Genomic DNA, 14,867 nt, shown 5'->3' on the forward strand with positions numbered 1-14,867 from the left:
CCGGATATGGCGTTCAATGGAGGGAGGTAACGCGCATGCAAACGCCCGGGGGGCGTGGTGCTGGGGATCGAGGGCGTCGGCGAACACGTCAGGATCAGATCTCACCCTGGCTGTAGGCCGCTGGTGAGGTTGCAGACCGAATGACGATCTGCACCGAACGAAGAAATCCTGTTTCTTCTGCCGGACCGGTCCGCAGCGGCGAAGCCGCCTTGGAGTTCGATCCGACCGTTGACCTGATGTCTCGCCGACACCCTCTATCGTCGATTGGAGCTTCAGGAGATCCGCCTCGCTCTCGAGGAGCTGCGCCGACCTAACGTTCCAACGACGTGCCGGCATCAGCTGCCGGACTCATCTCGCAGGGACTGCGAGAGTTACTTCTTCTTGGCGACCTTCTTGGTCTTCTTGGCAGTCTTCTTCGCCGCGGTCTTCGCGACCTTCTTCACTGCCTTCTTCGCCTTCTTCGCTTTCTTGGCCATGTTGCCCTCCGATGTGAGATGGCTTAGTCGATGCGTGCACTCGGGAATCGAGATGCACTCCTCATCGATACACCAACGAGTGAAAAAAAACAGCTTCCGGCTTAAGGAAGTGTTGACAGGCGCGCGCGCGCTCGACTGACGCAACATGCGAAGCAGCGCGACGTTCGACTTCGAAATTGCGAGCGCACGCGCGCGCAAGGCCGAGCTTGCTACTCATCGACATTGCAAGAAAAGCCTACGCTGCAAGCATTTCATGAACTGCTGCAAGGCGCGCCGAAAGCGGCGGCGTCGGCGTTGCGACGCGCGGACTCACACGGCGAGCATGGCTCGCGGACTCTGAGTCGTAAATTTTGGCAACGAAAAAATTTTCATTGCACACACCGTCGTGCACGTTCGACCGCTCGCCAAAGGTGGCTTTTTTGCGAATCGCGCGCGGCGATTCGCGATCGTCGCTCTCAACGAGAAACGGCGCGCACCATGTGCGCGCCGTTGGAACGAAGACGAGAGATCGTCGTTTCAGATGCCAAGCTTGCCCTTCAGGAGATCGTTGACGGCCTGCGGATTGGCCTTGCCGCCCGACGACTTCATCACCTGGCCGACGAACCAACCGACGAGCTGCGGCTTTGCTTTCGCCTGTTCGACCTTCTCCGGATTGGCGGCGATGATCTCGTCGACGACCTTCTCGATCGCGCCGAGATCGGTGACCTGCTTCATGCCGCGGCTCTCGACCAGCGCGCGCGGATCGCCGCCCTCGATCCAGACGATCTCGAACAGATCCTTGGCGATCTTGCCGGAGATGGTGCCCTCGCCGATCAGCGCGACGATGGCGGCGAGCTGGGTTGCCGACACCGGCGAGGACGCGATGTCGCGGCCCTCCTTGTTCAGCCGCCCGAACAGCTCGTTGATGACCCAGTTGGCGGCGAGCTTGCCGTCGCGCGCCCGGTCGGACAGCGCTTCAAGCACGCTCTCATAGAACGCCGCGCTCTCGCGCTCGGCCACCAGCACCGCGGCATCATAGGGCGAGAGGCCGAAATCGGTGATGAAGCGCGCCTTCTTCTGGTCTGGAAGCTCCGGCAACCCGGCCTTCAACTCGTCGACGAAGGCCTGGCTGAACTCGAGCGGCAGCAGGTCCGGGTCCGGGAAATAACGGTAATCATGCGCCTCCTCCTTGGAGCGCATCGACCGCGTCTCGCCCTTGTTGGGGTCGTACAGCCGCGTCTCCTGCTCGATCGCGCCGCCGTCCTCGATGATCTCGATCTGGCGCCGCGCCTCGTGCTCGATCGCCTGGCCGATGAAGTTGATCGAGTTCATGTTCTTGATCTCGCAGCGGGTGCCGAGCGGTCCGCCCGGCTTGCGCACGGAGACGTTGACGTCGGCGCGCAAGCTTCCCTTCTCCATGTCGCCGTCGCAGGTGCCGAGATAGCGCAGGATCGAGCGCAGCTTGGTGACATAGGCCTTGGCCTGCTCGGCATCGCGGATGTCGGGCTTGGAGACGATCTCCATCAGCGCGACGCCGCAGCGGTTGAGGTCGACATGGGATAGGCTGGGCGACTGGTCGTGCAGCAGCTTGCCGGCGTCCTGCTCCAGATGCAGGCGCTCGATGCCGATGGTGGCGCTCCTGCCGCCCTCGAGCTCGACGGTGATCTCGCCCTCGCCAACCACCGGCGACTTGTACTGGCTGATCTGGTAGCCCTGCGGCGAGTCGGGATAGAAATAGTTCTTGCGGTCGAACACCGAGCGCCGATTGATCTGGGCGTTGAGCCCGAGCCCGGTGCGCACCGCCTGACGGACGCATTCCTCGTTGATCACGGGCAGCATGCCCGGCATCGCGGCATCGACCAGCGAGACATGGCTGTTCGGATCGCCGCCGAACGCGGTCGCGGCACCGGAGAACAGTTTCGACCTTGAGGTCACCTGGGCATGGACCTCCATGCCGATCACGACTTCCCAATCGCCGGTGGCGCCCTTGATCAGCTTGCCGCTGGTTGCCGTCATGGCCCTCTATCTCCCAAGCAGTGCGGAGGCGATCCGCTCCCATTCGATATCCAGCGCATCGGTCGCGACCGGCTGGCCCGCCTGGCGGTACCAATAGGACGCGTTGCCGAGATCGCCCTCGACCCGGTGCAGATGCGCGTGCACCCAGGCTGCATCGCGGCCGGACTCGTCCTGAACGATGCGATGTGCCTGGTCCCAGTCGCCCTTCGCCAGCCACCACAGGCCGGCAAGAGGCGGCGCATGTTCCTTCGCGGGCGCGTCGCCCGCGAGACTTGCCTTGAACGTGGTGACGCTCACCACCACCGGACCGGCGTGAAACGTCCCGCCGCCTGCTCGATCACCTCGCCGAGCGAGAACAAGGTCTCTTCATCGAAGGGGCGGCCGATCAGCTGCAGGCCGAGCGGCAGACCCTGCGCGTCCTTGCCGGCGGGCACCGCGATGCCCGGCAGGCCCGCCATGTTCACCGTCACGGTGAAGATGTCGTTGAGATACATCTCGACCGGATCGGCGCCGCCCTTCTCGCCGATGCCGAAGGCGGCCGACGGCGTCGCGGGGGTGAGGATCGCGGAGATGCCCTTGGCGAAGCAGTCCTCGAAATCCTTCTTGATCAGGGTGCGGACCTTCTGCGCCCGGAGATAATAGGCGTCGTAATAGCCGGCCGACAGCACATAGGTGCCGATCATGACGCGGCGGCGCACCTCAGGCCCGAATCCCTCGGCACGGGTGTTCTCGTACAGCTCGCCGATGGACTTCCCGGGCACGCGCAGTCCGTAGCGGACGCCATCGTAGCGGGCGAGGTTCGACGAGGCTTCCGCCGGCGCCACGATGTAATAGGCCGGCAGCGCATATTTGGTGTGCGGCAGCGACACCTCGACGAGCTCGGCGCCGGCCGCCTTCAGCCAGGCCGCGCCTTCGCTCCAGAGCTTCTCGATCTCGGCCGGCATGCCGTCGAGCCGGTACTCCTTGGGGATGCCGATCTTCATGCCCTTCACCGACTTGCCGATCGCGGCCTCGTAGTCCGGCACGGGGATGTCGACCGAGGTGGTGTCCTTCGGGTCGTGCCCTGCCATCGAGCGCAGCAGGATCGCGGCATCGCGGGTCGAGCGCGCGATCGGGCCGGCCTGGTCGAGCGACGAGGCAAAGGCGACGACGCCCCAGCGCGAGCAGCGGCCATAGGTCGGCTTGATGCCGACGGTCGCCGTGAACGCCGCCGGCTGGCGGATCGAGCCGCCGGTGTCGGTCGCCGTCGCGCCCATGCAGAGCAGCGCCGCCACCGCCGAGGCCGAGCCGCCGGACGAGCCGCCCGGCACGAGCGTCGTGTTGGAGCCTTCGCGGCGCCACGGATTGCCAACCGGGCCGAAGCACGAGGTCTCGTTGGACGACCCCATCGCGAACTCGTCATTGTTGAGCTTGCCGAGCATGACCGCTCCGTCGCGCCACAGCTGCGAGGTCACGGTCGATTCGTAAGTCGGTACGAAATTGCCGAGGATCTTCGAGCAGGCCGTGGTGCGGACACCCCTCGTTGCGAACAGGTCCTTGATCCCGAGTGGAATCCCGGCCAACGGCCCGCCCTCGCCCTTGCTGATCTTGGCGTCGGCGTCGCGCGCCATCGCGCGCGCCTGATCCGGCGTCTCCATCACGAAGGCGTTGAGCGCCCGCGCCTGCTCGATCGCCTCGAGATGGGCGTCGGTCAGCTCGAGCGACGTGAAGGTCTTGCTCTCCAGACCCTTGCGGGCCTCGGCGAGCATCAGTGAAGTCAAATCGGTCATTTGTTGATCGGGCTGCAGAAGAACGGGGAAAGCGTCTTGTCGTCGGCCGGGTCGTCCGCGAAGAACTTGTTCTTCGCAGGCTTGGCCTTGTTGGCGTTGGCCGCTTCGAGCTGGTCGAGAATCTCGTTGACGGCCTTGTCCGGATCGGCGGCCTTGCCCTGCCGCTCCATCGCGTCGAGATAGTCCATATAGGCCTTGTAGGCCGCTTCATCGTCGCAGAGCAGGCACATGGCTTTGGCTCGCTTGTCGGTTTGCGGAGCGGGTCACGCGCGATAGACGCACGCCATCCGGCTACCTGGGCTATTCCACGACCTTCGGCACCAGGAAGAAGTGGAGCTCGGTCGCCGGCGCGTTCTTGACGATGTCGTCGGCGATCTCGCCATCATTGACGACGTCCTGCCGCTTCTTCATCGCCATCGGGGTCACCGAGGTCATCGGCTCGACACCCTCGACATTGACCTCCGACAGCTGCTCGACGAAGGCCAGCATCGCATTGAGCTCGCCCTGCAGATGCGGGACCTCGGCGTCAGTGACAGCGATCCGCGCCAATTGCGCGATCCGGCGAACGGTGGCGGCATCGACCGACATTATATAGGGCCTCACAGGACAAGGTGAACCCGCCCTATAGCAGAGGCCGCTTTCGCGCCGCAACCGGCAGCCGTTGGACTTTCCTGGGGCAACGCCCCGGCCGAGCCGTCACCCCGCCATCCACCGCAGGCGCGTCAGAGCCTGTTCGGCGAGCGTCCGCGTCAGCTCGGCGGCCGGCACCTCACGGCCCAGCGGCAGTGCCTGCCCGGCCCAGAGATTGGTGAAATCGACCCTTCCCTGCTTCTCCGCGGCGGCCTTGAGCGGGCCGAGCGCGGTCGCGGCATGCGGAAACGCCGGTGCATCCGGCGAGATCGGCCCGACCTCGCGCATCACCCGGTTGGCGACGCCGCGGGCGAGCCGGCCGGTCATCACGTTGGTGATGACGGTCGATTCGTCGTCGGCCGCTGCGAGCGCGGCGCGCGCGGGAACGCTGACCTTGGATTCGGGGCAGCGCAGAAAGGCGCTGCCGACCTGCACGCCGGATGCACCGAGCGCGAACGCGGCGGCAATGCCACGCCCATCGGCGATGCCGCCTGCCGCGATCACCGGCAGCTTCACCGCATCCACTATCTGCGGCACCAAGGCGAAGGTGCCGACCTGCTCGGCAAGCTTGTCGGTCAGGAACATGCCGCGATGGCCACCGGCCTCCGCTCCTTGCGCGATGATGACGTCGGCGCCGTTCTGCTCCAGCCACACCGCCTCGCGGACGACGGTTGCCGAGGCCATCACGACCGCGCCCGTCGCCTTCACGCGCGCGAGCAGTTCGGGCTCGGGCAGGCCAAAATGGAAGCTGACGATCTCGGGCTTCAGCTCCTCGACGACGGCGCACATCGCGGCATCGAACGGCGCGCGGTTGGCAGCCGTGATCGGAGCCGCTGGATCGACGCCGTACTCCTGATAATAGCTCGCGAGCCGCTGCTTCCAGCCGGCCTCGCTGATAGCATCGGCCTCGACCGGCGTGTGGCAGAAGAAATTCAGGTTGATCGGCGCCGACACGCGCTGACGGATGATGTTGACCTGCTCGCGCGCCTTGTCTGCGCTCAGCATCGCGCAGGGCAGCGAGCCGAGCCCGCCACCTTGTGCGACCGCGATGACGAGATCGGCATCCATCACGCCAGCCATCGGCGCCAGGACGATCGGATGTTCGGTCTTGACGAGATCGAGAAATTTACGATCGGGCCACATGGTCTACCTCACTCTTTCAATCTCATTCCGCAGCGGCCAGGACGAGTTGCGGCGCCCTTGCAGGATGTGCTCGGCCTCGGTGACGATGCGCGCGACGATCTCGCCGGCCGGCGGGATATCATGGATCAGGCCGACCGCCTCTCCCGCGATCACCGCGGCGATGTCGAAATTGCCGTCGGCTCTCGCCTTCATATAGTCGGCCGAGACGCTCTCGACCTGCTGCAGCAGGTCGACCTCGCGGCCGATCCAGCGCCGCGCGTGATCGTTGATCAGGCAGCGCCCCGTAAACGGCGCCGGCCAGACATTGTTGCGCGACAGGTCGAAGATGATGCCGCGCACGGTCTCGCCGGATGTCGCGGCACGGATGCGCCGCTTGGCTTCCTCGGCGCCGTTCGCTTCCTCGCTGGCATAGAAGCGCGTGCCGAGCAGCACGCCATCAGCGCCCAGAGACAGCATCGCGGCAAGGCCGCGGCCGTCGGCGAGACCGCCGGCAGCAGCCACCGGCACGCGGCCTGCGGCGAGGTCGACGATCGCCGGCACGATGTCGAGCGTGGTGCGCGAAGCCCCATGGCCGCCTGCCTCGGTTCCTTGCGCGATCAGGATGTCGGCACCGGCCGCGATCGCCTGCTCTGCCATCGCCTCGTCCTGCACCTGGCAGACCAACAGCGCACCGGCTTGCTCGATCGCAGCCGCAAAGCGCGCGGGATCACCGAACGACAGCATGACCGCCGCAGGCTTGGCAGCGAGCGCGATGTCGAGCAGATCCGGCTGCTTGGCCAGCGACCAGGTGATGAAGCCGATGCCGAACGGCACACGCAGGCCGTCGAGCTTTGCGGTCTCCTGTGCGAGCCACGTCCGGTTGCCGTAGCCGCCACCGAGAATGCCGAAACCACCGGCCTCGCTGACCGCACGCACCAGCCGCGCATCGGCAATCATATCCATCGGCGCCAGCAGGATCGGATGGCTGATGCCGAGCTTGTCCGTCAGCGGCGTTGTCAGCGGCATGAAGGTCTCCTCGCCTCTGGACGATGACCCTAGGCGGGACTAGCATTCTCTCAAAATGAATACTTGAGAACTCTGCCATCAGAGATTCAAAACGGAGATCAGCCATGGAGCTGAGCGACCTCCAGACCTTCGCAGCCGTTGCACGCACCGGCGGCATCACGCGCGCTGCTGAAGCCCTCAACACGGTGCAGTCCAATGTGACCCAGCGGATCAAGGCGCTGGAGGCCGAGGTCGGCACCGCATTGTTCGAACGACACAGCCGGGGCATGACCCTGACCAACGCAGGATTGCGCCTCTTGCCTTACGCCGACCGAATGGCGGCGCTGTCGCGCGAAGCCCTGCTCGCGGCGCGCGATGACGGCGAGCCGAAGGGGCCGCTGATGATCGGCTCGATGGAGACGACCGCCGCGGTGCGCCTGCCGACGCGGCTCGCGGATTTCCACCGCCGCTTCCCGGCTGTCACGCTGAGCCTGCGCACGGCGCCGACTGCCGACCTCGTGGCCGCCGTGCTCGACGGAACGCTCGACGGCGCCTTCGTAGCCGGCCCGATCGACCATCCCGAACTCACGGGAGTCACCGCCTTCGAGGAGGAGCTGGTGCTGGTGACGGCCCGGCGCTTCGAAAGCCTGTCTGCTCTGCGTGCCGCCACGGCGGCCTCCGGGCCGACCGCGCTGGTGTTCAGGGCCGGCTGCACCTACCGGCAGCGGCTGGAACAGGTCTTCAACGATTTCGGCTGGCCCGCGGCAGCGCGCATCGAGCTTGGCACGCTCGACGGCATGATCGGCTGCGTCGCCGCCGGCATGGGCGTCGCATTGCTGCCGCGCGCCGTGGTGACGCGGAACGAGATGATCGGCAGCGTCGGCCTGCATACGCTCGACCCGTCCCATGCACGGGTCGAGACGCTCTTCATCCACCGCCGCGCCGCGCATCGCAGCAGCGCGCTCTCGGCCTTCATGGCGGGACTTGCCGGCCGGGATCACGACATTGCGGCCTGAGCCGATTCACCCAAAGATTGTGCTTAAAATTGCCGGCGAACGGCACATTCCATCGCGAGAAATCGCGCTTTTGCGCAGTCAAACACGGCCATTTCGACCGATGCGACTTTCGGGCGCTGTGCAGCGCACGCATCAGAAAAGATCCTGTCCGGCAATACCGCACTACGTTAAGATGCGGCACTGATCAGCGCTGAACACAACAAACAAACGTCAACATGTCGGAGGAAATGCGATGCGCAACGCGTTCGTGTTGTGCTGCTCGATTGCCATGATGGGCGCGATCGGGACGGCGGATGCCCAGGACTGGACGAAATCGAAGTGGGGGCCGGCGGACGAAATCGGCGCCGCCAACTACATGACGCCGGACCTCGTGGTCAAAGCGGCCTCGCTGGTGAAGACTGGCAAGACCTACCCGCTCGGCATGATCGTCGACTCCAAGACGCCCGCCTATCCGCCGCGCAGCTTCAAGATCACGATCGTGCAGCCAGGCCAGGCCGGCATCCCCGGCCTCGGACCGAACAAGGCCACGTATAATGACGATATCGTCGACACTTGGGTCGGCGTCGGCACCCAGATCGACGGCCTCGGCCATCTCGGCATCGAGCACGTCTACTACAACGGCAACAAGCTCGCCGATTTCGCCGACCCGACCGGCCTCAAGAAGCTCGGCATCGAGAAGGTGCCGCCTCTCGTCGCGCGCGGCGTACTGCTCGACATGGCCGCCTATTACAACACCGACGTGGTCAAGGAAGGCACCGCCTTCAACGTCAAGGAGATCGATGAGGCCGCCAAGAAGCAAGGGGTCGAGATCCGCCAGGGCGACATCGTCGTGTTCCATACCGGTTGGCTCGGCCTGGTCGGCAAGGACGACAAGCGCTACAGCGCCGGCGAGCCCGGTCTCGGCGTCGAAGGCGCCAAATACCTGACGTCGAAGGGCGTCGTCGCAGTCGGCGCCGACAACTGGGCCGTCGAGGCGATCCCGTTCGAGTCGCCCAACCTGTTCGAGGTGCACCAGATCCTGCTCGCCATGAACGGGACCTATATCCTGGAGAACCTGGACACCGCGGCGCTCGCCGCCGACAAGGGCTACGAGTTCCTGTTCGTGCTGGGCCAGCCACGCTGGCGCGGCGGTGTCCAGGGGATGATCAATCCGATCGCGATCCGCTAGCTTTCAACTTTGCCTTGCGGGCATGGCGTGCCGCGCCGTGCCCGCTCAGCTCTCCACGGCGAACTCCTGCGCGATTCCGATCGCTGCGAGAAACGACGGATCATGGCTGACGACGAGCAGCGCGCCGTCGAAGTCGCGCAGCGCCTGCTCCAGCATCTCGATTGCAAAGATGTCGAGATGATTGGTCGGCTCGTCCAGCAACAACAGCCACGGCGGCTGCTCGCCACCGAAGGTGCAGGCCAGGCCGGCGCGCAGCTGCTCGCCACCGGACAGCGTCTCCACTGTCTGCTCGGCATCGCGATTGCGGAACGCGAAGCGCGCGCAGGCGGCATGCGTCGCCTCGAGGCTGAGCGCCGGATGGAGGCGGCGGAAATTGCCAATGATGCTGTCGCTGGGATCGAGCAACGCGACGTGCTGATCCAGCATCGCAATCCGCCCTTCGGCGCGCCGGATCGTCCCGCCCGTCAGCGGAAGCGCGCCGATCGCAGCCCTGAGCAGCGTCGTCTTGCCGGCGCCATTGCGCCCGGCGACCGCGATCCGCTGACCGCCCCGGACATGAAGCGTCCAGGGGCCGAGTGTCCTGTCGCCGGCAGCCACGATCGCATCCTCCATGACCAGCAGGTCAGTGCCGGCACCGAGCTTCGTCGGCGGCAAGACCATCGACAGAGGTGTCAACACCTCCACGTTCCGCCGCGCCTCTTCGGCCTGCTTGCTGGCCTCGGTCATCATCCGCTCGGCGAGCCGTTGCGAGCGTTCCCCGGTATTTTCGGCCCGCTCGGCGCGCGCACCAAGTAGGATCTTTGGCGCCGAGCCACGCGCCGCAAAGGCGCGCCCGGCCTTGTCCTTGCGCGCCTTGGCTTCGCGCTGGCGCTGCGCGGCGCGGCCGACGTCCCGCAAGTGGGCATCAGCGCGTTCCAGCGCAGCGGCCGCCCGCGCCCGCGCTTCATCCCGCGCCTGCGCGAACATCGACCAGCCGCCACCAACGATGTGGACTCCGACCGGAGTCAGCTCGACGATCCGGTCCATCGTCTCCAGCAGCGCGCGATCGTGACTGGCGACCAGCACCCCGCCGCGCCAGCTTTGCATCAGCCGGCCGATCGCGGCGCGGCCCTCGGCATCGAGATTGTTGGTGGGCTCGTCGAGCAGCAGCAGATCCGGTGCCTCGATCAGCAGCCGGGCGATGCCGATCCGCGTCCGCTCGCCGCCGCTAAGGGAGTGCATGGAGCGATCGAGCCCAATTCCGGCCAGCCCCGCCGCGATCAGCGCGTCGTCGACCCGAGCCGGCAGGGTCCAATCCGCGCAAGCGAGATCGTCGTCGTGACCGTCCCCGGCAACGATCCGGTTGATGATTGCGAGATCGTTCGCGACGCCGAGCGCCTCGTCGACGCGCAGCACGGGATCCCATTGCTGCGCCAGCAGACCAAGCGTCCCGCTTCGCGTCACCGTTCCCGCGGCCAGCTCCGATGTGCCGGCCACGATCCGCAGCAAGGTCGACTTTCCGCAGCCGTTGCGGCCGACCAGACCGACGCGTTCGGCGCCGATGGACAGCGTGAGATTGTCGAACAGACGATGGTGATCAGGCGTCGCGGCGGCGACCGCGTCGAGCCTCAGAAAGGAGGGCATGGGCAACCGTGATGGCAGGGGACACAAAGCGGCGGGCTATGTCGGTCCTGCGATCCACGGCACCACTCCTCTTCACGGTTGGTGGAGCATATAGAATGATTGCAGCGCAGCGACAACCCATGCGCCGGTCACACCTGCTGGCCCAGCGGAGGTGCTCGTGCTAAGCGGCGCGCCATGCCCGCTCCCATTCTGCCCCTCATCGATGCCGCGACGCACTGGCCCGAGCGCGGCGCGCTCGTGGGCCTTGATCTCGGCACCAAGACCATCGGCGTCGCCGTGTCCGATCCCGACCGGCGGCTCGCCACCGGCGTTGAGACCATCCAGCGCAAGGCCTTCAAGGCCGATGCTGTCAGGCTGCTCGCCATTTGCGCTGAGCGCAACGTGGTGGGCCTGGTGCTCGGCCTGCCGATCAACATGGACGGCAGCGAGGGACCACGGGCGCAGTCGACGCGCGCTTTCGCGCGCAATCTCGCGAACCTGACGACGCTGCCGATCGGACTGTGGGACGAGCGGCTGTCGACGGCGGCGGTCGAGCGCGAGCTGATCGGCCTGGATGTCAGCCGCGCCCGGCGCGCCGAGGTGATCGACACCCATGCGGCGATCTTCATCCTGCAGGGCGCGCTCGACCGGCTGACGACGCTGCGCCGCTCGGGCCAATAGCATGGGCGCCGTCCTCGCAGCGCTGGCGCCGGTGTTCCTGCTGATCGTGATCGGCTTCGGCCTGCGGCGAAGTCTGATGCGGCTCGATACGCAATGGCACGGGCTGGAGCGTCTGACCTATTACGTGCTGTTCCCTGCTCTCCTGGTGCAGAGCCTGGTCAAGGCGGACCTCAGCAAGGTGCCGGTGGCCGGCGTCGGCGGCGCGCTGTTCCTCGCTGCGCTCGTGATGTCCCTGCTCTGCCTCGCCTTGCGGCCGCTGCTCGTGCGCTCCGGCGTCGATGGCCCCGCCTTCACGTCGATCTTCCAGGGTGCGACGCGCTGGCAGACCTATGTCGCGCTCAGCGTCGCGGGCAGCCTGTTCGGCCCGAGCGGCCTCGCGGCGGCCTCGGTCGGAATGATCGCGATCATCCCGATGGTCAACGTCTTCAGCGTGGCCGTGCTGGCCCATTATGCCTCGCCCACGCGGCGCTCGACCGGCGAGATCATCGCCACGATCGTCCGCAATCCCCTGATCTGGGCTTGCGTCGTCGGGCTCGCCCTCAACCTTGCGCATGTGCAGCCGCCAAAGCTCTGGCACGACGCCGCGGATGCGCTCGGGCAGGCGTCGCTGCCGATCGGGCTGCTGGTGACCGGCGCAGGTCTCCACTTCGAAGGCCTGCGGCGCGCGGGACCGGCGGCCGCACTCGGCGTCGTGCTCAAGCTGGTGCTGATGCCGCTGCTCGCGATCGGGCTCGCGGGTTGGTTCGGCGTCACCGGCCCGAGCCTCGTGGTGGTGGCCATCTGCGCCGCCGTGCCGACCTCGCCGAGCGCCTATGTCCTGGCCAAGCAGATGGGCGGCGACGCGCCGCTGCTGGCGCAGATCATCTCGCTGCAGACCGTGCTGGCGGCGCTGACCATGCCGCTCGCGATTGCCTGGGTGAGCTGAAGACCTCGGCTCAGGAGTGACCGCTCGCGAGCCACATCGTCTGCACCGTGGCCGCGAGGTTGTTCAGGCCGTGCAGCACGATGGTCAGCAAGGTCGAATGGCTGACCGAGCGCAGATAGCCGAACCACAGGCCGAGCGCGAACACCTCGAGGAAGAAGTACCAGTCGTATTGGAGATGCATCGCGGTCCAGACCAGCGAGGACAGGACGATCGCGCCAGGCACCCGCAAAAACGAATCCGACCAGCCGCGATAGAGAAAGCCGCGGGCGAACAGTTCCTCCGACAGCGGAGCTGCGACGGCGAAGGCGATCACCATCAGCCAGACCGTGCCGTCGTCCTTGGCCGTCTTCAAGACATCCAACATGAAGCCCGGCGAGATCTCGCGTCCCGTGGCGCGCGACATCAGATCCCACGCAACGACGATCACGATCATGCCGACGATGCCGATGCCGACATACTTCCACGACGTCCAGCGCAGGCCGAGATACTCGGCGAACGGCGTGCGGGTGTGGCGAACGGCGAAGTAGACCGCGAGCAGTACGGCCGGCAGCCCCATAATCACCGACATCGACAAGGTCAGCCCGCGCGCCGAAATCTTGGCAAGCTCAGCGAGGTCGAAGGGATGGTCCAGCCCGGCTGCGAGAAACACGATGACGGCGGCCTGCCCCGCGAGCATCGCGATGAAGATGACGACACCCCATAGAAAGGTTCGCCAGAACCCGAGCGTGCGCGGCTCACGCTGCACCGGCGCGACCTGCTGCGGCGGATTGGCAGGATCGAGGGAATCGACGAGGGCGGTTTCGGGAGACTCGGTCAAGGTAGGGCGCGCTCCAGCAAGGCACGAATATCGGCGGGTTCGAGATCGACTGCGCCATACATGCTCGGATGGGTCGAGGCGAGCCGCGTCGCGGCAAACAGCTCGGCATGGTCAGACGTGACTGAGTTGAGCGCGGCGCAGGCTGCGAGCAGCGCCAGCTTCTCGACGGCGAGCCTGGCGACGCGCTCGGAATCCGGCCGGCGGAAGGTCTTCTCGAGGAAAGCGAGCGCCTCCGTCGCACCGGGCAACCCGCTCGTCTCGGCGCGCAGATGCATTAGAACGTGAGTGGCCGCCTCGGCCTCCCGCGCGAGCGCGCGCAGCACGTCCAGGCACATCACATTGCCGGAGCCTTCCCAGATCGCGTTGACCGGCGACTCCCGGAAGTGGCGGGCGAGAATGCCGTCCTCGACATAGCCGTTGCCGCCGAGGCACTCCATCGCCTCGTACAGGAACGGTGGCGCGCTCTTGCAGACCCAGTATTTGATCGCGGGCGTCAGCAGCCGCATGTAGGCGGCTTCCGTCGCATCCGCCGGCATGCAGTCGAACGCTCGGCAGAGCCGCATCACCAGCGCCACCGTGGCCTCGACATGCAGCGCCATGTCGGCGAGCACCGCCTGCATCAGCGGCTGGTCGGCAAGATGCTTCTGGAACACGCTGCGATGCCGGGCGTGATGGAGCGCATGCGCCAGGCCCGAGCGCATCAGGCCGGCCGAGGAGATCGCGCAATCCTGCCGTGTCAGCTGCACCATCTGGATGATGGTGCTGACGCCCCTGCCCTCATCGCCGATCCGCTCGGCATAGCTGCCTGCGAACTCCACCTCCGAGGACGCATTGGAGCGGTTGCCGAGCTTGTCCTTCAAGCGTTGAAACTGGATCGCGTTGACGGAGCCATCAGGCGCAAAGCGCGGCATGAAGAAGCAGGTCAGGCCCTGATCGGCCTGCGCCAGCACCAGGAAGGCGTCGCACATCGGCGCCGACATGAACCATTTGTGGCCGGTGATGCGATAGCCGTCACTGGTTCGCTCCGCGCGCGTTATGTTGGCACGCACGTCGGTGCCGCCCTGCTTTTCGGTCATGCCCATGCCGAGCGTCATGCCGCGCTTGCCCCACCACGGCGCAAAGGCCGGATCGTAGTCACGCGTCGCGATCACCGGCATCGTCCTCGCGAGCAGATCCGGCTGCGCGGCGAGCGCCGCCACCGAGGCCCGCGTCATCGTGATCGGACAGAGGTGGCCGCCCTCGACCTGGGAAGCGATATAGAACTTTGCCGCGCGCACCACCTCCGAACAGCCACCGACGGGCGCCCCGTCGGCGGTCCAGGTCGAATTGTGCAGGCCGGCCTCGACGGAGCGCGTCATCATCCGATGATAGGCCGGATGAAACTCGACGACATCGCGGCGAAAGCCCTTTGAATCGTAGCTGCGCAGCTTCGGCGTGTTCTCGTTGGCAAGCCGGCCCTGCTCCGCCATGGCAGCCGAGCCCCACAGCGCGCCGAACTCCGACAGCGCCTGCTCGGCGCCAGCACCGCCATTGGCCTTCACCGCGTCAATCAGCGGCCGATCGGCCGTGAACAGGTTGACGTCCTCGAATGGCGGCGACTGGTTGAAGACCTCGTGGGTCTCGAACGATGGCTGGGTCATGGCCGTGCCCTGTGCTGAACG

General features: G+C 66.3%; 14 protein-coding genes. 4 read left to right on the forward strand and 10 right to left on the reverse strand.

The annotated features are described in order from the left end of the window. Positions 1–992: 992 nt before the first annotated feature. The 7 genes from gatB to LQG66_RS07885 all read right to left on the reverse strand — a co-directional run bounded on the left by gatB (position 993) and on the right by LQG66_RS07885 (position 7,018). Complete coding sequence (gene gatB / locus LQG66_RS07855) at positions 993–2,471, reverse strand: Asp-tRNA(Asn)/Glu-tRNA(Gln) amidotransferase subunit GatB (protein ID WP_231325094.1); 1,479 nt, start codon at positions 2,469–2,471, stop codon at positions 993–995. A gap of 6 nt (positions 2,472–2,477) precedes the next feature. Beyond that, a complete protein-coding gene (locus LQG66_RS07860) occupies positions 2,478–2,774 on the reverse strand; it encodes a hypothetical protein (protein WP_231325096.1) in 297 nt (98 codons plus the stop codon). Further along, positions 2,765–4,240: an Asp-tRNA(Asn)/Glu-tRNA(Gln) amidotransferase subunit GatA gene (gatA, locus tag LQG66_RS07865; RefSeq protein ID WP_231325098.1), complete on the reverse strand. Its 1,476-nt coding sequence runs from the start codon at positions 4,238–4,240 to the stop codon at positions 2,765–2,767. The genes LQG66_RS07860 and gatA overlap by 10 nt, the downstream gene beginning before the upstream one ends. Then, positions 4,237–4,470, reverse strand: coding sequence for a hypothetical protein (locus LQG66_RS07870; protein WP_231325101.1), 234 nt, complete (start codon positions 4,468–4,470; stop codon positions 4,237–4,239). The genes gatA and LQG66_RS07870 overlap by 4 nt, the downstream gene beginning before the upstream one ends. Positions 4,471–4,540: 70 nt before the next feature. Then, on the reverse strand, positions 4,541–4,828 hold the full coding sequence (gatC, locus tag LQG66_RS07875; RefSeq protein ID WP_231325103.1) for an Asp-tRNA(Asn)/Glu-tRNA(Gln) amidotransferase subunit GatC: 288 nt from the start codon (positions 4,826–4,828) through the stop codon (positions 4,541–4,543). 108 nt (positions 4,829–4,936) lie between these two features. Further along, positions 4,937–6,013: an NAD(P)H-dependent flavin oxidoreductase gene (locus LQG66_RS07880; protein WP_231325105.1), complete on the reverse strand. Its 1,077-nt coding sequence runs from the start codon at positions 6,011–6,013 to the stop codon at positions 4,937–4,939. 3 nt (positions 6,014–6,016) lie between these two features. After that, a complete protein-coding gene (locus LQG66_RS07885) occupies positions 6,017–7,018 on the reverse strand; it encodes an NAD(P)H-dependent flavin oxidoreductase (RefSeq protein ID WP_231325108.1) in 1,002 nt (333 codons plus the stop codon). A 104-nt stretch (positions 7,019–7,122) separates the two neighbouring features. On the opposite strand from LQG66_RS07885, the gene LQG66_RS07890 reads away from it, so the two are divergent. Continuing rightward, positions 7,123–8,013 (forward strand): LysR family transcriptional regulator, encoded by an 891-nt coding sequence (locus LQG66_RS07890; RefSeq protein ID WP_231325110.1) that lies wholly within the window; start codon positions 7,123–7,125, stop codon positions 8,011–8,013. A gap of 232 nt (positions 8,014–8,245) precedes the next feature. Continuing rightward, positions 8,246–9,181 carry a cyclase family protein gene (locus LQG66_RS07895; protein WP_231325112.1) on the forward strand — a complete coding sequence of 312 codons (936 nt, stop codon included), beginning with the start codon at positions 8,246–8,248 and terminating at the stop codon, positions 9,179–9,181. Between the two features lie 45 nt (positions 9,182–9,226). Here the strand turns inward: LQG66_RS07895 and LQG66_RS07900 are convergent, their stop codons facing one another. Further along, positions 9,227–10,804, reverse strand: coding sequence for an ABC-F family ATP-binding cassette domain-containing protein (locus LQG66_RS07900; RefSeq protein ID WP_231325115.1), 1,578 nt, complete (start codon positions 10,802–10,804; stop codon positions 9,227–9,229). A 174-nt stretch (positions 10,805–10,978) separates the two neighbouring features. Here LQG66_RS07900 and ruvX point away from each other — a divergent pair, with 174 nt between their 5' ends. Together ruvX and LQG66_RS07910 are read left to right on the forward strand one after the other, a co-directional pair. Next, positions 10,979–11,464, forward strand: coding sequence for a Holliday junction resolvase RuvX (ruvX, locus tag LQG66_RS07905; protein WP_231325117.1), 486 nt, complete (start codon positions 10,979–10,981; stop codon positions 11,462–11,464). Between the two features lies 1 nt (position 11,465). Then, positions 11,466–12,389, forward strand: a complete 924-nt coding sequence (locus LQG66_RS07910) for an AEC family transporter (RefSeq protein ID WP_231325119.1) — start codon at positions 11,466–11,468, stop codon at positions 12,387–12,389. 10 nt (positions 12,390–12,399) lie between these two features. Here LQG66_RS07910 and LQG66_RS07915 read toward each other — a convergent pair whose 3' ends face one another. Next, complete coding sequence (locus tag LQG66_RS07915; protein WP_231325122.1) at positions 12,400–13,206, reverse strand: CPBP family intramembrane glutamic endopeptidase; 807 nt, start codon at positions 13,204–13,206, stop codon at positions 12,400–12,402. Then, positions 13,203–14,846: an acyl-CoA dehydrogenase family protein gene (locus tag LQG66_RS07920; protein WP_231325125.1), complete on the reverse strand. Its 1,644-nt coding sequence runs from the start codon at positions 14,844–14,846 to the stop codon at positions 13,203–13,205. The genes LQG66_RS07915 and LQG66_RS07920 overlap by 4 nt, the downstream gene beginning before the upstream one ends. Positions 14,847–14,867 lie beyond the last annotated feature (21 nt).

This window comes from Bradyrhizobium ontarionense, assembly GCF_021088345.1.
Lineage (GTDB): Bacteria > Pseudomonadota > Alphaproteobacteria > Rhizobiales > Xanthobacteraceae > Bradyrhizobium > Bradyrhizobium ontarionense.

Bases quoted from the DNA above. Each gene is read 5' to 3' on its own strand.
- gatB (WP_231325094.1), bottom strand. From the start codon at position 2,471: ATGACGGCAACCAGCGGCAAGCTGATCAAGGGCGCCACCGGCGATTGG.
- gatA (WP_231325098.1), bottom strand. From the start codon at position 4,240: ATGACCGATTTGACTTCACTGATGCTCGCCGAGGCCCGCAAGGGTCTG.
- LQG66_RS07870 (WP_231325101.1), bottom strand. From the start codon at position 4,470: ATGTGCCTGCTCTGCGACGATGAAGCGGCCTACAAGGCCTATATGGAC.
- gatC (WP_231325103.1), bottom strand. From the start codon at position 4,828: ATGTCGGTCGATGCCGCCACCGTTCGCCGGATCGCGCAATTGGCGCGG.
- LQG66_RS07880 (WP_231325105.1), bottom strand. From the start codon at position 6,013: ATGTGGCCCGATCGTAAATTTCTCGATCTCGTCAAGACCGAACATCCG.
- LQG66_RS07885 (WP_231325108.1), bottom strand. From the start codon at position 7,018: ATGCCGCTGACAACGCCGCTGACGGACAAGCTCGGCATCAGCCATCCG.
- LQG66_RS07890 (WP_231325110.1), top strand. From the start codon at position 7,123: ATGGAGCTGAGCGACCTCCAGACCTTCGCAGCCGTTGCACGCACCGGC.
- LQG66_RS07895 (WP_231325112.1), top strand. From the start codon at position 8,246: ATGCGCAACGCGTTCGTGTTGTGCTGCTCGATTGCCATGATGGGCGCG.
- LQG66_RS07900 (WP_231325115.1), bottom strand. From the start codon at position 10,804: ATGCCCTCCTTTCTGAGGCTCGACGCGGTCGCCGCCGCGACGCCTGAT.
- ruvX (WP_231325117.1), top strand. From the start codon at position 10,979: ATGCCCGCTCCCATTCTGCCCCTCATCGATGCCGCGACGCACTGGCCC.
- LQG66_RS07910 (WP_231325119.1), top strand. From the start codon at position 11,466: ATGGGCGCCGTCCTCGCAGCGCTGGCGCCGGTGTTCCTGCTGATCGTG.
- LQG66_RS07920 (WP_231325125.1), bottom strand. From the start codon at position 14,846: ATGACCCAGCCATCGTTCGAGACCCACGAGGTCTTCAACCAGTCGCCG.